This window comes from [Leptolyngbya] sp. PCC 7376 (assembly GCF_000316605.1).
In the GTDB taxonomy this organism is placed as follows: domain Bacteria; phylum Cyanobacteriota; class Cyanobacteriia; order Cyanobacteriales; family MRBY01; genus MRBY01.
This window is the reverse complement of the sequence record NC_019683.1, coordinates 3,260,430-3,278,119: the sequence shown is the minus strand read 5'-3', so window position 1 is coordinate 3,278,119 and position 17,690 is coordinate 3,260,430. Positions and strand designations below refer to the sequence as shown.

15 protein-coding genes and 2 pseudogenes are annotated in these 17,690 nt (G+C 42.2%); 9 read left to right on the top strand and 8 right to left on the bottom strand.

The window, feature by feature from the left end:
* Positions 1-121 precede the first annotated feature (121 nt).
* Positions 122-583: an SRPBCC family protein gene (locus tag LEPTO7376_RS14765; RefSeq protein ID WP_015134966.1), complete on the top strand. Its 462-nt coding sequence runs from the start codon at positions 122-124 to the stop codon at positions 581-583.
* A 140-nt stretch (positions 584-723) separates the two neighbouring features.
* Here LEPTO7376_RS14765 and LEPTO7376_RS26485 read toward each other — a convergent pair.
* Positions 724-835 (bottom strand): annotated as a pseudogene (locus LEPTO7376_RS26485) (IS982 family transposase); the annotation flags it as partial.
* Positions 836-876: 41 nt separating this feature from the next.
* Between LEPTO7376_RS26485 and LEPTO7376_RS29130 the strand changes: the two are divergent.
* Positions 877-1,071 (top strand): DUF4174 domain-containing protein, encoded by a 195-nt coding sequence (locus LEPTO7376_RS29130; protein WP_160148631.1) that lies wholly within the window; start codon positions 877-879, stop codon positions 1,069-1,071.
* Positions 1,072-1,163: 92 nt separating this feature from the next.
* Positions 1,164-1,562 carry a hypothetical protein gene (locus LEPTO7376_RS14760; protein WP_015134965.1) on the top strand — a complete coding sequence of 133 codons (399 nt, stop codon included), beginning with the start codon at positions 1,164-1,166 and terminating at the stop codon, positions 1,560-1,562.
* Between the two features lie 214 nt (positions 1,563-1,776).
* Here LEPTO7376_RS14760 and LEPTO7376_RS14755 read toward each other — a convergent pair whose 3' ends face one another.
* Positions 1,777-3,069, bottom strand: a complete 1,293-nt coding sequence (locus LEPTO7376_RS14755; RefSeq protein WP_015134964.1) for a methylglyoxal synthase — start codon at positions 3,067-3,069, stop codon at positions 1,777-1,779.
* A 21-nt stretch (positions 3,070-3,090) separates the two neighbouring features.
* Positions 3,091-3,885 carry a mechanosensitive ion channel family protein gene (locus tag LEPTO7376_RS14750; protein WP_015134963.1) on the bottom strand — a complete coding sequence of 265 codons (795 nt, stop codon included), beginning with the start codon at positions 3,883-3,885 and terminating at the stop codon, positions 3,091-3,093.
* A gap of 170 nt (positions 3,886-4,055) precedes the next feature.
* On the opposite strand from LEPTO7376_RS14750, the gene LEPTO7376_RS14745 reads away from it, so the two are divergent.
* The gene (locus LEPTO7376_RS14745; RefSeq protein WP_015134962.1) at positions 4,056-4,496 is read left to right on the top strand and encodes a hypothetical protein; all 441 of its coding nucleotides are present in this window, start codon (positions 4,056-4,058) and stop codon (positions 4,494-4,496) included.
* A gap of 31 nt (positions 4,497-4,527) precedes the next feature.
* On the opposite strand, the gene LEPTO7376_RS14740 is transcribed toward LEPTO7376_RS14745, so the two are convergent.
* The gene (locus tag LEPTO7376_RS14740) at positions 4,528-4,962 is read right to left on the bottom strand and encodes an ester cyclase (RefSeq protein ID WP_015134961.1); all 435 of its coding nucleotides are present in this window, start codon (positions 4,960-4,962) and stop codon (positions 4,528-4,530) included.
* A gap of 274 nt (positions 4,963-5,236) precedes the next feature.
* Between LEPTO7376_RS14740 and LEPTO7376_RS14735 the strand changes: the two genes are divergently transcribed.
* Positions 5,237-5,803 (top strand): TetR/AcrR family transcriptional regulator, encoded by a 567-nt coding sequence (locus tag LEPTO7376_RS14735; RefSeq protein ID WP_015134960.1) that lies wholly within the window; start codon positions 5,237-5,239, stop codon positions 5,801-5,803.
* A gap of 110 nt (positions 5,804-5,913) precedes the next feature.
* On the opposite strand, the gene thrS is transcribed toward LEPTO7376_RS14735, so the two are convergent.
* The gene (gene thrS / locus LEPTO7376_RS14730) at positions 5,914-7,728 is read right to left on the bottom strand and encodes a threonine--tRNA ligase (protein WP_015134959.1); all 1,815 of its coding nucleotides are present in this window, start codon (positions 7,726-7,728) and stop codon (positions 5,914-5,916) included.
* A gap of 241 nt (positions 7,729-7,969) precedes the next feature.
* Between thrS and crtE the strand changes: the two genes are divergently transcribed.
* Both crtE and LEPTO7376_RS14720 read left to right on the top strand, forming a co-directional pair.
* Positions 7,970-8,875, top strand: coding sequence for a geranylgeranyl pyrophosphate/diphosphate synthase/geranyltranstransferaseCrtE (gene crtE, locus LEPTO7376_RS14725; protein ID WP_015134958.1), 906 nt, complete (start codon positions 7,970-7,972; stop codon positions 8,873-8,875).
* Positions 8,876-8,897: 22 nt separating this feature from the next.
* Complete coding sequence (locus LEPTO7376_RS14720; protein WP_015134957.1) at positions 8,898-9,353, top strand: divergent PAP2 family protein; 456 nt, start codon at positions 8,898-8,900, stop codon at positions 9,351-9,353.
* Positions 9,354-9,816: 463 nt separating this feature from the next.
* Here LEPTO7376_RS14720 and LEPTO7376_RS29125 read toward each other — a convergent pair.
* Together LEPTO7376_RS29125 and LEPTO7376_RS14700 are read right to left on the bottom strand one after the other, a co-directional pair.
* Positions 9,817-10,688, bottom strand: a pseudogene (locus tag LEPTO7376_RS29125) (IS630 family transposase).
* A gap of 628 nt (positions 10,689-11,316) precedes the next feature.
* Positions 11,317-11,646 carry a Uma2 family endonuclease gene (locus LEPTO7376_RS14700; protein WP_015134956.1) on the bottom strand — a complete coding sequence of 110 codons (330 nt, stop codon included), beginning with the start codon at positions 11,644-11,646 and terminating at the stop codon, positions 11,317-11,319.
* 135 nt (positions 11,647-11,781) lie between these two features.
* On the opposite strand from LEPTO7376_RS14700, the gene uvrA reads away from it, so the two are divergent.
* Both uvrA and LEPTO7376_RS23685 read left to right on the top strand, forming a co-directional pair.
* On the top strand, positions 11,782-14,613 hold the full coding sequence (uvrA, locus tag LEPTO7376_RS14695; protein WP_041765644.1) for an excinuclease ABC subunit UvrA: 2,832 nt from the start codon (positions 11,782-11,784) through the stop codon (positions 14,611-14,613).
* A 178-nt stretch (positions 14,614-14,791) separates the two neighbouring features.
* On the top strand, positions 14,792-16,666 hold the full coding sequence (locus LEPTO7376_RS23685; RefSeq protein WP_051188786.1) for a diguanylate cyclase domain-containing protein: 1,875 nt from the start codon (positions 14,792-14,794) through the stop codon (positions 16,664-16,666).
* Between the two features lie 51 nt (positions 16,667-16,717).
* On the opposite strand, the gene LEPTO7376_RS14685 is transcribed toward LEPTO7376_RS23685, so the two are convergent.
* Positions 16,718-17,551: a trans-aconitate 2-methyltransferase gene (locus LEPTO7376_RS14685; RefSeq protein WP_015134953.1), complete on the bottom strand. Its 834-nt coding sequence runs from the start codon at positions 17,549-17,551 to the stop codon at positions 16,718-16,720.
* Between the last annotated feature and the right edge of the window lie 139 nt (positions 17,552-17,690).

Below are 17,690 nucleotides of genomic sequence, written 5' to 3'. Positions count from 1 at the left end.
CATTATTGGTAGTTCGATAAGAAAAGGGGGCGGCGATCGCCTCTTTTTAATATCTATAGTGCATCCCAAGTATCGAAATAATTCTGTTAGAGTAGTGAAGCGATTTTCAATATGAAGTTTTATGTCTAGCTGGCTCGAACACAGTGTACAGATCGAAGTAAATGCCCCCATCGAAACGGTTTGGGGACTTTGGTCTGACCTTGAGCAGATGCCAAAATGGATGAAATGGATTGAGTCAGTTGAGATTTTGGATGAGAATTCAGAGTTATCCCGCTGGAAATTAGCGAGTGGCTCGTTTGAGTTTAAATGGCTCTCCAAAACTCTCAAGGTAGTGCCAAATCAAATTATTCAGTGGGAATCTATCGATGGCCTGCCGAATCGCGGTGCTGTACGTTTTTATGACCGTAAAGCCAGTAGCATTGTTCGACTGAGTATTGCTTACGATATCCCTGGTGTTTTAGGACAGGTGATGGATAATTTGTTTCTCGGAAAAGTTGTTGAGTCAACAATTCAGGCTGATCTCGAAAGATTTAGAGAGTATCTCGAACAAGTGGATGTTCAGTCTGAATCTCTCTCTCTGTAATTGGTTGCTGATCAAAGATTGTCTTGGGAGCATTGCAGAATAGAAGTATGAATTGAGGATGCTAACCCAATGAAATGTCCGGAATGTCAATCTACTCATATCCGTAAGAACACGTGAGTTCGGGATAAGGAATCAAGGTTCTAATCAAGTTTTAGAGAAGGTTTCTTGGGCTGATGACAATAGGCAATGAGACCACAAAGTAGATTGACACAAAAATTGGCGGGAATGCTCAATCTGAGAAATATTCTTCAGGTACGAGCCAGAACTTTGTCACGCCAAAGAAGCATCAGGCGATCGCCTTATCTGCCAGAAATTTATATCGCTACAATTCCAGTGATAGTGATTGTGCTGTTGTATTAATTGGCAAAGATGGTGGCACAAAACTACGCAGCTCTACTCTAATTAATCTAAATCCTATCTTTTCTGAAATTGACTCCATACCAATGCGCCAAAAGGAAATGGGAGAGCATTTGACAAAGATTTATTGATAAATCTAAATTTTTCCGAGATCTTTGCATCTCATGATCGACAGAAAACATATGATTTCTACGTCAATTATGTATTTATTGAAGTGAGTGTTATGCAAGGGAAAAAGCTGCATTTTATAGTCGTTGGTTTATTAGCCGCAACCATGGTTCTTATTCTGTCTATCTTTCCAGATGTTTCTTTTGCCCAGAAAGTGGGTGTAGCTAATAACTACACTGTTACTCGGATAGATGATGGTCCACAGGGTCAGCAGCGAGTTCGTCTCACGTCTTCTTCTAATAAAAAGGATCAAACCAAAACCGCTCAAGTGGGGAATAAGGAAAGGCTGGCTGTTACTCGCAAGTTAGAAGGTAATGGAGATCTTCATATTCCTGATTTTGGAATGTATGCGACAAATCAAGAATGGATTTGTGACTATAAAGAGTATCAAGATGGCTATGACTATGTTGGAGAATTCACTAACTGTACAATGACTATACAGATTCGCGTTTAGTTTAATTCGAGATGCTTAATATTTTAGTTCTGCTTCCATACGAATTGGATTACATATGAAATTAATGGAACTGATCATTTATATCTTTGCTATTTAAGAAATCGCTCCATAAGTTAGCATAGGGAATCAGTTGAATAATCTTTTGTTGAGTCTAGAGATGGAACATATTATCTCTAGGCTTTTTACTTTGCATATGATGTGTTGGGTTAAGTCATTAAACAGTTTGGAGAGGAGTAAATACGGTTAATCCTTTTGGGACACAAGTGAATTCGATGGGGTTTGCTTCTAAGATTTCCCCATCGACGACAAGTTGCTGTGGTGGATCAGTCGTAACTTTGACGCGATCTGTGCGGATACAAATCAAAGCTTCATCTTCAACTTTAGTCTTTACGAGAGCTGAAGCTAATAGCGTTAGAGATGAGTTGAGACCTTGTAAGAGGTTATTGGAAGCCGGGATTGTGACTTCCAGCAGGCCATCATCCGGAATTACGCTCCCAAATCCTTGCGCCATTACCGATGTGGATGGAGCCGCATTTGCCACGGTCACTGCCCCAGTTTTAATATCTAAAACTTCACCGTCTAATTCGATAGTTGCATTGAAATCTTCCTGCGTGAAAAATTGCTGTGCTCCCGACAAAATATAGGCGAGACTACCCAAACGATTTTTGAGTTCGCGGTTGGCATTATTCACCATCCCTGCCTCAAATCCCACGCCTGCCAACAACACCATCGGAATGTCATTACAATAAGCCGCATCCACCTTGCGTGTATTTCCGGCAGCAATGGTTTCACAGGCGCGCTTTAGATTTGTGGGTAAACCCAACGCCACAGCAAAAGCATTAGCCGTCCCGCGCGGTATCACTCCCAAAGGAATGTCTGTCTCTATGGTCACCCCGGCGATCGCCGATACAGTCCCATCACCACCGGAGGCAATAATGCAACCTTGATCATTATTGGCTTGAAGTTTTTGGATAGCTGCAACCGCTTCCTTTGCCTGGTCAACAGGATCAATATCAGGCTTTGTGAAAATCACATGGAGATTAACTTGAGGCTCCAAAATATTGCGAATCTGTGCCAAATCTTGATCTGGATTGCCCTGTCCTGCCACTGGATTGAAAATCAAATATGCTTCCCGACGTTTGGCGATCGCCTGAATCGATAATTCCGCAATAGAAAGGTTTGTGGCGAGGGGAATGTCATAGAGATTGCAAACCCGAATCAAAGCTTGGAGATCCGGCTCATAGGGCTGCGGCGTAAGCGCATCCATCAGAAAAATAACGCCCGCAATTTCCCCAGAAACCACCTTGGCCGCAATCTGCAACACACCACCATTGACCGCAGTGGCTAAACATTCAACTTCTAAACCTGTGGCATTGAGAATCTGTTCCCCAGTATTACCCGTGGCAACAAGTCTGTAACGCCCAAGAATAGACTCATACTTTTTCGCCAGTCCCACCATGTCATTTTTCTTGCTGTCATGGGCAATTAGCGCAACACATATCGACATAAATGCTCTCCTGAATTCTCCCTAGAAAAACATTTTGCGTAGCTTCTGTAATGAATACATGTAGGCATCAGGATGAGAATAGGGAATCGTTAAACCTTTACGATCAAATTCCTTTTTCACCTGTTCATTAATCTCAGCACGAACTTTACCATAGTTATAGTTGTCCACCCAGACTTTTACTTTAAATTCCACGCCGCGATTGGATAATTCTGTAACAACGCATTTTGATTTAGGCTCTTTTAAAATTCGATTCTCTTTTGCAATTACATCCGCAAAAATTTGTTTAGCCTTATCGATACTATCGTCGTAGCTAATCGTAAATTTAAAATCGATACGACTCGTGGGATAAGCAGAGAAATTAATAATATTGTCGTTATAAATCTTGCTATTTGGAATGATAATTTTGCGATTATCTGAGGCCGTTAATGAGGTCGTTAATAAAGATATTTCTTCAACTTCTCCTTCTACTCCTCCGGCTTCAATGCGATCGCCAATCTTAAAGGGACGAAAGATTACTAGCAAAAATCCAGAGGCGAAATTACTGAGGGAACCCTGCATCGCCAAACCGAGCGCTAGACCAGCAGCACCCAAAACAGCGACAAAGGAGGTGGTTGCAATGCCAATTTGTTCTAGAACGACGACGACAAGTAAAGCAATGCAGGCAATATAGGTCAGATTTCCAACAAAGTTGGTAATCGTCATGTCAACTTTTGCCTTCGACATGATTGCTTTAATGAGATTGCGTAGTACTTTGGCAACCAGTAAGCCAATGGCTAAGACAATTAGGGCAACGAGAAAGCGAATGCCGAAATCCATACCATATTTGATGGCTATATCAAGATATTTTTCCACGGTAGTCAGACAATAGGTCGTCCCTAGATTTTACGGGAATGACCAGAGCATAGCGAAAATATTATTTGCAGGACTAATCATATAGTAGATGTCCTAAAATCTAGGTGGCGATCGCCCTCAGCTATAAATAAGCTATGGATATCGTGATAGACAAACATCTTGAATACCAAGAACTAGAGCTTTTTCTCAGAAACAAATTTCCTACTTTGAATTTTTTTCTTCTATATGAAGGTTTGAATGATTGGGATGATGCAGCAGTAGAACAAAGTATTTTTCAATATTCTGAAAATACTGATTTAGATCAAGGCTTAAAATACTGTCTGAGCATATATGTCAAAATCGAACCTTTATTACCACTAATTGAAAACTTAGCTGCAGACATATCACGCCATTTTTATTGTTCTACTGTTTGTGATGCTTCAAGAGTAGTTTTAAAAGAACGAAATGTATTTTATTCTTTACTTTTTGAAAATGGACAAGTGTTTCTAGTGGATGACTATATCTACGAAGAAACAGGACAAGTGACAAAAATCATTGAACTGAACTATCGTCGCCCAGCTATAAATTTCACCTGATCCTGATTAATTTGCTGTATTAAAGAAAAGTTTATGCCGACTCATCTGGCACTAAACCCAGTTGCTGCATCACTTCCAGTAAATTACAGTCATACCACCATTCTGAAATTTTCCCACCAGAAAGACTGAGTAGTGTAAAGTCATGGATTTCCACAACTTTTCCTGTCGGTGGCACACCTAAAAAAGAACCTGTATTTGTGCCTTTTAAAGTTGAGTGATAAACAACCTTATTGCCTTCCACAATCACATCGTGAATAGCATTATGGAGATCTGGAAAACCTTGGAATAAATCAGTATTAAATTCTTTATTCGCTTCCAAACCAACAATTGGCTCTGCTGAACTATTGAAGTGATACACCACATCATCTGCCATTAGCTCATCCCAAACTTCTCGCCAGTTAGGACTTGTCCCCCAACCCTCTGTTGCAAATCGAAGGGCGATCATCCGATTTTGTTCGATAGACATAGCATTCTCTCCTTGATGATTAACGTTGATTGATACGAGCTGATGATTAGGAATAGGGCTGGCGATCGCTGGCACACTCCAGCTGCAGACAAAAGCGACACATATTGCGTAAGCAAAACTAATAAAACCTATATTTCTGAAATGCGCTTTTAGAGCACTATAAAGCCTGTAAATCCAATGTTTTTGACTAAAAATATTCATGCCTGCTTTCTCAATACGCTACCGTATGGCTATAGACTAATAGCTCTGTCGACGAATGTCAATACGCTGCCGTATGGTCAAAAAAAAAGAGAATTCTAAACTTGGTAAGCAAGACTGGATTAACTTGGGATTGAAGGTTCTATCCGAAAGTGGAGTTGCTGCCGTGCGAGTTGAACCCCTTGCGAAGTTACTAGAGGTAACGAAAGGGAGTTTCTACTGGCATTTCAAAAATCGTGCAGAGCTTCTGGATGCGCTTATTGATGCTTGGATTGCGAATGATACGGATGGAATTATTGAACAGGTTGAGCGAGAAAAAGGTGATGCTTCTGCCAAGCTATTACGCCTATTTGAATTGGCTGTCCAAGATGACGGTCAGGTAGAAAATGCAATACGGGCTTGGGCAAGGAATGAACCACAAGTGGCTGTGGTTCTTAAGGATGTCGATCAACGGCGTTTTGATTACACAAAAAATCTTTTCTTAGAACTTGATTTTACTCCCTTTGAAGCAACCACACGTGCTCGCATGGTTTATTATTCTTTAGTTGGAGAATTTACCTTAGGGGCTCGAACTAATCAAGAAGAAAGATTAGCTGAAATTCGATTGCAACATAAAATTCTGACACATAGAGATTTAGATTAAAAAAGTAAAAATTAATTCAAGATTAATAGTCTATTTTTCAAAAAAAGCTCTCTGGAATCAAACTTCCAGAGAGCTTTTAAATGATTGATTTTATCTGTGATGCCAATCTTTTAGAAATTGGTATGGTTGGTGTTAGCTTCTACTAAACGCTGGGTCACTTCAGCCATCGGTAATGCACCAAGTTCTCCCGATGCACGAGTACGAATACTCAAGCTATTCGCTTCTAATTCTTTTGCCCCAGCTACTGCCATGACAGGAATCTTCTGTTTCTCAGCATTACGGACTAATTTGCCGAGGCGATCGCCAGATGTATCAGCCATCGCACGAATACCGAGGGCTTGAAGTTCAGCTGCTTTTTCTTTGGCATAGGGAAGGAAATCGTCACCTACCGCTAAGATTCGAACTTGCTCCGGTGCGAGCCACAGTGGGAAATCTCCTGCATATTCCTCGATGAGAATACCGATGAGACGCTCCAAAGAGCCAAAGGGCGCACGGTGAATCATCACAGGACGTTGGCGATCGCCATCCTCAGAGACATATTCCAGCTCGAACCGTTCGGGGAGATTATAGTCAACCTGCACCGTCCCGAGTTGCCATTCCCGCTCTAGGACATCCTGGAAAATAAAGTCGAGTTTCGGACCATAGAATGCGGCCTCTCCCTCAGCCTCAAAATGCTCCATATCAAGACTAGTCACCGCATTACGGATTGCGCTCTGAGCCTTTTCCCAAACCTCATCCGAACCAATATATTTGTCAGAGTTGGGGTCACGGAAACTCAAACGCGCTTTGAAATTCTTGAGTTGCAGACTCTTAAAGACTGTCAAAATCAAATCGACAACATTAAAAAATTCTTTTTCGAGCTGGTCGGGTGTCACAAACAAGTGCGAATCATCCACTGTAAAACCGCGCACCCGCGTTAGACCACCCAATTCACCGGATTGTTCATACCGATAAACCGTGCCAAATTCCGCCAAACGCATCGGCAAATCACGGTAGGAACGCAATTGATCCTTATAGATTTGGATGTGGAAAGGACAGTTCATAGGCTTCATCACAAAGCCCTGTTCCATTGCCCGCGCTTCATCGTCTTCCGCCATCATAGGGAACATATCTTCGCGATAGTTTTGCCAGTGACCAGACACTTTAAAGAGATCAACCCGTGCAATATGAGGCGTGACAACCCCTTGATAACCGCGCTTAGTTTGCTCGCCCTTGAGGAAATTTTCCAGAGTAGAACGAATTAAGGTTCCTTTCGGAGTCCAAAGAGGAAGACCCGGGCCAACTTGATCAGAAAAAACAAACAGACCGAGATCTTTACCTAGTTTGCGGTGATCACGCTTGAGGGCTTCCTCCTTACGGCGTTTATATTCTTTGAGCTGTTCAGGGGTTTCCCAAGCTGTGCCATAGATGCGCTGCAGCTGTTGATTATTTTCATCACCACGCCAGTATGCACCCGCCACAGACTCTAGGGCGATCGCCTTAGGATTTAGCTCACCAGTCGTTTCTACGTGGGGGCCAGCACAAAGATCCCACCACTTATCTTCGAGATGATAAAGCGTAATTGGCGCTTCCAAACCCTCAAGAATTTCTAGTTTGTACGGCTCATTAATTGCTTTGATACGCTTTTCCGCTTCCTCACGGGAAACCTCTTCGCGCACCACAGGATATTTCTTCTTAATGATCTTGACCATCTCTTTCTTGATGGTTTTGAGATCTTTGTCCGTAAAGGGTTCCTCTTTATCAAAGTCGTAGTAAAAACCGTTCTCTGTCCAAGGACCAATGGTCACCTGCGCATCAGGAAAAATCGTCTGTACCGCCATAGCCATCACGTGGGATGCTGTGTGACGAATACGCTTAAGATTCTCCGACTCACTGGTTTTCGGAAGTTTCATGGGTTCATGTTGATCACCATTCGCTTCAGCCATGCTCGCTTTCACTCCTTGGATATTGGGTCAATATTGTTTTGCAACTTATCCATGGTATCTGCTCGGTGTGCTCTCTACCCAAGATCGTTGCTGTTTTTCCAAGTATTGACTGAAGCTCTAATGATTAGTGTCCCAAGATTCGCCAACGAATCCGATTGAGACGAGAAAGACCTAACGCCGAGACTGCGACCAAAGGACTGTAGAATGTTCTTGAAAAAATCATCAGTCCCACAACGTAGAAATGGTAGTAGACGCTAAGGCACAGGGATTTTCTCTGGAACGGTATCTCAAGGAAAAAAAGGCGATCGTTGAAACCGCCCTCGATCAATCAATCGTGACCGCAGAGCCCGTCACTGTCTACGAAGCGATGCGCTATTCCCTATTGGCAGGTGGAAAACGGCTCAGACCAATTTTGTGTTTAGCGGCCTGCAATATGTTGGGGGGCACAACCGAAATGGCGATGAATACTGCCTGTGCCCTGGAGATGATTCACACCATGTCCCTTATCCATGATGATTTACCCTCCATGGATAATGACGATCTCCGACGTGGCAAACCGACCAACCATAAAGTTTATGGTGAAGATATTGCAATTTTGGCTGGTGATGGCCTTCTCTCCTACGCTTTCGAATATGTCGCTCGTACCCAAGGCGTTCCCGCAGACCGACTCCTACAAGTGGTTATTCGTTTGGGACAGGCTGTTGGTGCAGAGGGTCTTGTTGGTGGTCAAGTTGTTGATCTTCAATCTGAAGGAAAAACGGATGTTTCCATCGAAACGCTGAATTTCATTCATACTCACAAAACAGGTGCACTGCTTGAGGTTTGTGTGACATCCGGCGCAATTCTGGCGGGAGCGGAAAATGCAAAAATTCAGAAGCTACAAAAATACGCTCAGAATATCGGTCTAACGTTCCAAATTATTGATGATATTCTCGACATTACAGCGACTCAAGAGGAGCTTGGTAAAACAGCTGGCAAAGATCTAGATGCTCAGAAAGTGACTTACCCAAGTTTGTGGGGCTTAGAAAAATCTCGTTCGGAAGCACAACGACTAACTGATGAGGCGATCGCCTCCCTAGAAGACTACGGAGCAAGCGCTGCACCCTTAAAAGCCCTTGCTGAATACATTATTAACCGCAAAAATTGAGCCTTACTACCGTTAAAGCACCATGCAAGAACTCAGCTCCGTTTTTCATAACCAGATTTTGATCGTGGCACTGGCTGCCTGTATCAGCGCCCAAATGTTAAAAATTCCTATCGACTTAATTCGCTATAAAAAAGCGGATCTTCGGTCTCTTTTTAGTGCTGGAGGAATGCCTAGTGCGCATTCCGCTCTCGTTGGTGCTCTAGCGACTAGCGTGGGTCAAACAAAAGGGTGGGATAGCGCCGAGTTTGCGATCGCCTGTTTGTTTGCCGTGATCGTTATGTATGATGCCGCTGGAGTCCGCCAGGCCGCGGGGAAACAAGCCCGTATTCTGAATCAGATCATCGAAGACATGTTCCAAGAGCAGGAATTTAAAGAAGAAAAACTCAAGGAGCTTTTAGGCCATACACCAGTACAAGTGCTTGTGGGACTTTCTCTCGGTATTTCTATTGCTTTTCTTGCGAACACCCAGTTTGTGTAGGGCAATTTATTGCTGAAATGCAGGGCTTCTCACTGATTTTAGGATTGTATTTTTGGAAGTTGCAAAGAGGGAAATTGCAAAGACGGAACTATAACTAATATTTTCAACCTGGCATCATCTTTTATTCTTCCGACGAATTTTTTTCTATGAAATACTCTGCGACTGTTTGCCCGAGGGATGATAAACAGGTTAGAAAGTATTCTGGAACTAGGATAGAGCGATGAAGCCTCTGTGGAAATAGAGCCACTTATGAGGTTTAGTGGCAATTAAGTGATGAGTCAAGTCTGTTAAAAGTGGATGAATATATTGGTATCCGTAGCGAGCTAATCCAAGAGTAAAAGAACTATGACGAGGATTAGAGCGCCGTTGTTCCGAAGCAAAGCATACAAGGTAAGGTTTCCAACAGCTATCGTGAAGAAGATTGTCTGTAATAGGGGCTAGGCTATAGCAGCGAAGGAGAAGGTTAGGACATAGAACAGAAGGCTATTCTGATGGCATCGAACAAATCCTCAGTCTTCTTGATGAGCTTACTTATCTCCTTCTTTAACCTCCCCCAAAACTTCTCTATCTTGTTCAGGTGTGGTGAGTAGGGTGGCAAAAATATCACTTCACATCCTGCCTTCGCCACCAATGTTTGTATTCTTTCCTTTGGATGAACACTGGCATTATCCAGAATAATAATTTGACCCGGAATCAACTCTGGCACTAAGCAATCCTCTACCCATTGGCAAACTAAGGCGCTGTTGGCATAGCCCTCAAATACCATCGGTGCTATCTGCCTCTCCCTCTCGCCATCCTCCAATCACGCTAACTCGTTCTGTACGATGACCTAACTTCTCTGCGATAAACCTCTCTGACTTATGGCAGTAGCCATACCCATAATCTAAGGTATTATCAAATCCACTTTCATCGATATATACGAGTCGTTCTTGGACATACTGCTTCAGTTGTGCCACAAATGCTTTTTCTAATTCTTTATCTCTCTCTTGATATCGATAGGCTTTTTTTTCGAGTAAATTCAATTTTCCGTAGAGCTTCACGTCTGGATGCATCACTAATAGACTCTGGCCATTTCTCCGCCATTTCCTTCTGGGTTAGATGCCCATATTTCTCTGCAAAAGCACGAAAAGCATCTAGATCATTAATCTTCGGTTGAGGGCCTCGACGGTAATCTGTCTTCGGAGCGACTGAACCGATTTTCTCTCGTTGTTTCAGCCACAGGTCTAGCGTATTTCGGCTAATACCAAAGAAGCGACAGATATCACTTTTTCGTTCACCTTTATCGAAGGCGGCAACAGCTTTTAGGCGTAAATCAAGACTATGGGGAGCAGGCATGGCATCTATATTTATTGCTTCTATCCTATTCTGTCTTAACCCACTCCTTGCCTGCTATATAAGCCATCACGACCAGTAGAAATATAGCCAAAAATCTGGGTAGGTTGACCCGACTAGCTCAGGGGATGACAAGGAGTTTAAAAGATGTTCTATAGGTGGGATAGAGCAGTGAATCCTTTCTGAAAAGAGAGCCAATTGTGAGGCTTGGTTGCCATTGATTGAACCACAAGGTCGGCTAAAAGTGAATGGAGATATGGAGAACAATAGCGGGCTAATCCAAGAGTAAAAGAACTGTAATGAGAATGAAGTCGTAGCTTTTCTGGAGCTGAACGTACAAAGTAAGGCTTCAAAGAGCTTTTCTCAAGGAGATAACCCGTGAGAGTCGCCAAACTATAGCAGTGGTCAAAAGAGTTAAGACAAGCATCACGAAGAGTCATATCCATCGCATCTCTGAGAGATGGACAGTGTTTGAGCTGCTTTCGAATGCGGCACTATCTCGCTCGACTTCATCGAAAAACTTGATGTTATTCAAAGTCTCTGGAAATGTTAGAGCATTCGATTTGATTGCTGATTCATGACCTCAAATTCGAGGATTTTCCTGTCTCCCAACGCTCATAGATTCATTCCTCTATTCTGCAACGCCGCTTTGGGAAATATTTGATAGTCGCAGTGTCTTTGTCTTCCGGATTACAAGTGACAAATAAATCTGGATAGTAATATAACAATTTTTCCGCTCAACCCGCATCTTGACATCGGCGAAATACACGCTGTAATCAGAATCTCGCAGATGATTCCGGAGCAATAAATATAAATTACCAATGATTACATTGTGTTCGTCGGTCGTTCCGTCCATTGCATAGGCTCCACCATTGATATATTCGTGTTTGATGGAGCTTTCCGCTTCCCATGTCAAATATTCTTCGGGAGTAAGATACTGAAAATCTTTCAGAGCGACCATAGCAAAACTGGGTTTTTCATGTTGCTTTGATTTTAACGGGTGAATCCACAGGATTTTCCTAGATGGCCGCCAATACAGCTCTCTTACTTGCCTATAATATTTAAGAACTTTTAAGCAGTAATGGCGATCGCCCCAATGAGCAAGTCCGATCAAATCCGCATCCGTGGCGCAAGGCAGCACAACTTAAAAAATGTGGATCTTGATTTACCTCGTAACCAGTTAATTGTGTTCACTGGGGTGTCAGGTTCGGGTAAGTCGTCGCTGGCATTTGACACAATTTTTGCGGAGGGACAACGGCGTTATGTAGAGTCCCTCAGTGCCTACGCGCGGCAATTTTTAGGACAACTGGATAAGCCCGATGTCGATGCCATTGAAGGCTTGAGTCCGGCGATCTCCATCGACCAAAAATCAACCTCCCACAATCCCCGCTCTACGGTGGGCACAGTCACCGAAATTGCGGATTATTTACGTTTGTTGTTTGGACGAGCAGGTGAACCCCACTGTCCTAAGTGCGATCGCCCCATTGCTCCCCAAACTATCGATGAAATGTGTGATCGCGTTTTAGGATTGCCTGATAAAACAAAATTTCAATTACTTGCACCTATCGTTCGCCATCAAAAAGGAACCCACAAAAAGACCCTTTCGAGTATTGCTTCAGAAGGTTTTGCCCGCGTACGAGTAAATGGTGAAACCCGTGAATTGAGTGACAGTATCAAACTCGATAAAAATCAACACCACAATATTGAAATTGTTGTTGATCGTCTCGTAAAAAAAGATGGCATTGAAGAACGTTTAGCCGATTCTCTCGCCACTTGCTTAAAGCATTCCGAAGGCACAGCGATTGTCGATTTAGTTGGCACAGATGAGCAAATTATTTTCTCCGAGAATTTCGCTTGTCCCGAACATGGTGCGGTGATCGAAGAGTTATCACCTCGGCTCTTTTCCTTTAATTCCCCCTATGGTGCTTGTTCAGCCTGCCATGGTTTGGGGAGCCACCGACGTTTTTCTGCTGACCTCGTTATTCCCGATCCAAAACAACCCCTCTACGCGGCGATCGCCCCATGGTCTGAAAAAGAAAATACCTATTACTTATCGCTACTTTATAACCTCGGTCAAAACTTTGGCTTTGAGATCCAAACTCCGTGGGAAAAACTCAGCGAAGAGCATCGCGAAATTTTGCTGAATGGTTCCGAAGAATCGATTTGGTTTGAGGAAGAATCTCGTTACGGTTCAGGCAAAGGTTATTATCGCCATTATTCTGGCATTCTCAAGCTCCTAGACCGTAACTATAAAGACACCAGTTCCGATGCAATTAAATCGAAGCTCGAAAAATATTTAGTTAACCAGCCCTGCGAAGTGTGCCATGGTAAGCGGCTAAAACCCGAGGCCTTATCTGTTCGATTAGGACAATACAACATTGATGAGTTAACCAGTGTCTCCATTCGAGATTGTCTCAAACACGTCGATGAACTGGAATTAAGCGATCGCCAAAAATTAATTGGTGAGCTTGCCTTAAAAGAAATCCGTGCCCGCCTGAAGTTTTTACTAGATGTTGGTCTAGATTATTTGACCCTTGATCGCGCAGCAATGACTCTTTCCGGTGGTGAAGCACAACGAATTCGCTTGGCAACACAAATTGGTGCAGGATTGACGGGCGTTCTCTACGTTTTAGATGAGCCAAGTATTGGTTTGCACCAGCGGGATAATGAGCGACTGCTTAAAACATTGCAAAAATTGCGAGACCTCGGCAATACCCTAATTGTTGTGGAGCATGACGAAGACACGATGCGGGCTGCCGACCACATTATTGATATTGGCCCAAAAGCAGGTGTCCATGGTGGTGATATCGTTTTTGCCGGGACATTCAATAAATTTCTCAAAAATAAAAAATCCCTCACGGCAGCGTATCTATCCGGTCAGCGCAAAATCGAAACGCCAGAGGAGCGACGGGAAGGAAATGGCGGCAAGCTTGTGCTGACAAACTGTCGTAAAAATAATTTACAGGGTGTTGATGTAGAGATTCCCCTGGGCAAATTGGTTTGTGTAACGGGGGTTTCGGGTTCGGGTAAATCCACTCTAATGAATGAATTACTTTATCCAGCCTTGCAACACAGCCTCAATAAAAATATTCCGTTTCCGAAGGACTTGGATGCCGTTAAGGGCCTAAAGTCTATCGATAAGGTAATCGTCATTGATCAGTCACCCATCGGTCGCACCCCTCGCTCTAACCCCGCTACCTACACTGGAATTTTTGACCCAATTCGGACTCTATTTGCTGAGGCAGTGGAAGCGAAAACCCGAGGTTACAAAAAGGGTCGTTTTTCGTTCAATGTGAAAGGTGGTCGCTGTGAAGCCTGTTCTGGTCAGGGCGTAAATGTGATCGAAATGAATTTCTTGCCCGATGTTTATGTGCAATGCGATGTGTGCAAAGGTGCGAGGTATAACCGAGAAACTTTGCAGGTGAAATTCAAAGGCTACTCTATCGCTGATGTTCTGAATATGACAGTGGAAGAAGCTTTAGGCGTATTTGAAAATATTACAGCGGCGGCGAATCGATTGCAGACATTGATGGATGTGGGCTTAAATTACGTCAAGCTTGGACAACCTGCTCCAACCCTTTCTGGGGGTGAAGCACAACGCGTGAAATTAGCCTCAGAATTATCGCGCCGAGCTACGGGCAAAACCCTTTATCTAATTGATGAACCAACCACAGGTTTATCTTTTTATGATGTGCACCATTTACTCAATGTCTTGCAACGATTGGTGGACAAAGGCAATTCAGTATTGGTGATTGAACATAACCTTGATGTGATTCGCTGTAGTGATTGGTTAATTGATTTAGGCCCAGAAGGGGGCGATCGCGGTGGGGAGATTATTACAGTCGGGACACCGGAAGATGTAATCAAATGCAAGCGATCTCACACCGCAAAATTTCTTAAGCCACTTTTGTCGTCAGTAGGTGAATGAGGCGATCGCCATACAAGTTTTGAGAGAGGGTTTTGAAATTCTCTGGGATGTACTCAAGAGAAAAGAGTATATGTACTACAGCAAAAGCTCTATGTAATTGCCATTCAATTGAAATATGATAAGGGTGAGCAATCCTTTGCTGAAATGCACCTTAATCAACAATTACTCTTTCTCCGTTGTGACTTTTTCTAAGCTCGTTAAGCACCCAGTTTTCTGTCAATTGGCGATCGCCATTAGTTATATTCTGGCAATAAAATTCAGTGTTAGTTTTGCATCTCTCCCAGGCGAACTAACACCACTTTGGCTGCCAGCTGTGGTTGGTTTAATTGCAATTTTAGAACTGGGCAATACTGCATTAATCGGCATTATTTTAGGCACTTCAATAGAAAACTATTTTGCATTAAATGAACTCTCTCTTGATTTATCTTTCTCTGCAATTCTTATCTTGACTTTAGCCATTGTCTTTAATGAAGCGGTAAATGTCTTTATCTGTGCAACTTGGCTCCGTCGAAGGCATAAAAGTCTGTCTTCAATCTTTCAAACAGTCAAGTCAATATCTGAATTTCTTGGTATTAGCCTGATTAGCTCATCTATCTCAGCATTATTACCAGTATTTTTCTTTTATGTATATGGCATTATTCCTATTAATAATCTCTTGGTCTCTTGGCTCGTTTGGTTTTTAGGAGCAAGCCTAGCCCAATTGATTTTTGTCCCTCCCATTCTTTTCTGGCGATCGCCAAAGGGACAGCAACGAAAAACTGCCATATGGGAAATCATTGTGTTTGTCGGTTTGGCAACGTTAGTTAGCTACTTTGTTTTCTATAAAAACTATGATTTAGAATATTTATTTTTACCACTTCTTGTTGGCTCAGTCTTTCGTTTAGAACAACCATTACCTCAAGTATTAGTTGGTATATTGTCTTTAGTGGGGATATTCGCAACAGTCAATGGTTATGGTTCTTTTGTTGGAGAAACCCCTCATCCAACACTATCATTATTGCTGCTTGAATCTTTTATCGCCGTTTATGCTGTCACTATCCTCATTATTTCCGCTATTCTAAGTGAACGAAAAGCGATCACACAGACATTGCATTCCACCTTGGATTTTCTAGAAGAAAGAGTATTTGACCGCACCTCGAAACTACTCCAAACACAACTGGTTTTAGATACTTTTATTGATACAGCCCCCCTTGCAATGGCGATTTTAGATAAAGATCTGAACTTGATAAAAGTCAATAATTTCCTTGCAGATCTCCAACAAAGACAAGAATCCAACGATGATATTCCAGAATATATAATTAACCCTAAGTTGCACCAGGAAATCGTCTCAAAATGTCAATTGATTTTAGATTCGAAACAGGAAAACATCAATGAAGAAATGTATGTGCCTGATACGAACTCTGGCTCAACTTGGTTGATGTCGTATTTCCCTATTATTGATGAGCAAGGACGTGTTTTTCGAGTAGGGTTTATTGGTTTAGATATTAGTGATCGCAAACGTTTGGAATTAATTTTGCAGAAGCAAGCTCAGCTTGATGGACTGACACAGATTGCGAATCGGCGTAAATTTGATGAAGTTTTAGAACGAGAATGGTTACGGTGTCAACGAGATCAAACTCCTCTTTCCTTGCTGATATTTGATATTGATCATTTCAAAATTTATAACGATACATATGGTCATGTGCAGGGAGATGAGTGTCTGATTCGGATCGCACAAGTCTTAAAAAAACAGATCGGACGGACAACTGATCTAGCCGCAAGATATGGTGGCGAAGAGTTTATTATTCTTTTATCTAATACAGACTTAGACGGAGCTTGCTACATTTCTAAAAGAACTCTTAAAGCGATTCGTGAGCTGAAGATCCCTCATCAAAATTCTCCTGTAATACCATTTGTAACTTCTAGCTGTGGGGTTGCAACTTGTATTCCAAATAAGCATCTAGACATGGCCTATTTAATTGATCGTGCGGATAAAGCGCTATATCAAGCAAAATCTCAAGGTCGGAATCAAGCATTCACTATTGAATCGGAAGAAAATCGTGAAAGTGCTTAAAGCATTTACTTTTTTATAGACATATTGAGAAGAAAGTATGAGTGGAAAATGCTATATTTTGGCTTTGATTGCCGAGTGAGCTGCACAAATATATTTAGTCGAGATTTTAGTGATCTCATTCTCTTCAAAGGTTTGTCGTAATGTCGTAAAAAAGGCTTCTCTTCTTTCTGTAGAAAGCGCGATATAGGGTGACAGTGTTGTTAGTAAACTGAGATATTCTTCTGTTGTATATGAGAGACAAGCAGTTTCTTGTTGGCATTGCAAATCAACAAAATAATTTGATTCAACTAAATGCTCACTAACACTCATGATATTTTGTCGTTGTGTTTCGAAATTCTCATAGTCAGCAAAGCTTGGTAGATACTCTTGATAAATCGGATCAAGATATTGATAGATTTCATATTCTGGCTGCGGGGCAGTGCACCATAGCAAAATGATTTTGCCATTAGATTTCAGAAGATTTGCAAGTCTCTCACAACGAGTTTTTTGATCGAGCCAATGAAATGATGTTCCGGCGATCGCCACATCAAATGTTCTAGAGATATTAGCTGACCATTCCTCAAAGGTTGAGTTGATAATTTCGACGTTAGGAAAGGCTTTAAATCTTTCTATCGCGAACTTACAAGCTGTTGTGTTTGGTTCAACGCAAGTGATTTTGTAGCCACGCTCTACAAAATGTTTTGTGGCATTGCCAGGGCCGCTACCAATTTCTAACAAGTGAGGCTGAGCAATATCGTCAAACTGACGACAGGTTTGATCAATGATTTCGTCGATATAGGGAGCACGATATTTCGCATAGGCAACAGTGCTCTCCGCATACCAATCTTGGCGATTTTCAAGAGGTTGCTCATAAATTTTTTGAAAAAAACGATCAAAGTTTTTCATTTATAGAAAAAGACGATTTAATCATCAGATAAATGCGTCAGTACTTAGTTTACGTAAACAATTTTTCTGTATTTTTGAGCATGACAAATCCTTTAGATCAAAATACTCTTTCGATCGAGAATTTCGGCCTTAAAAGGCA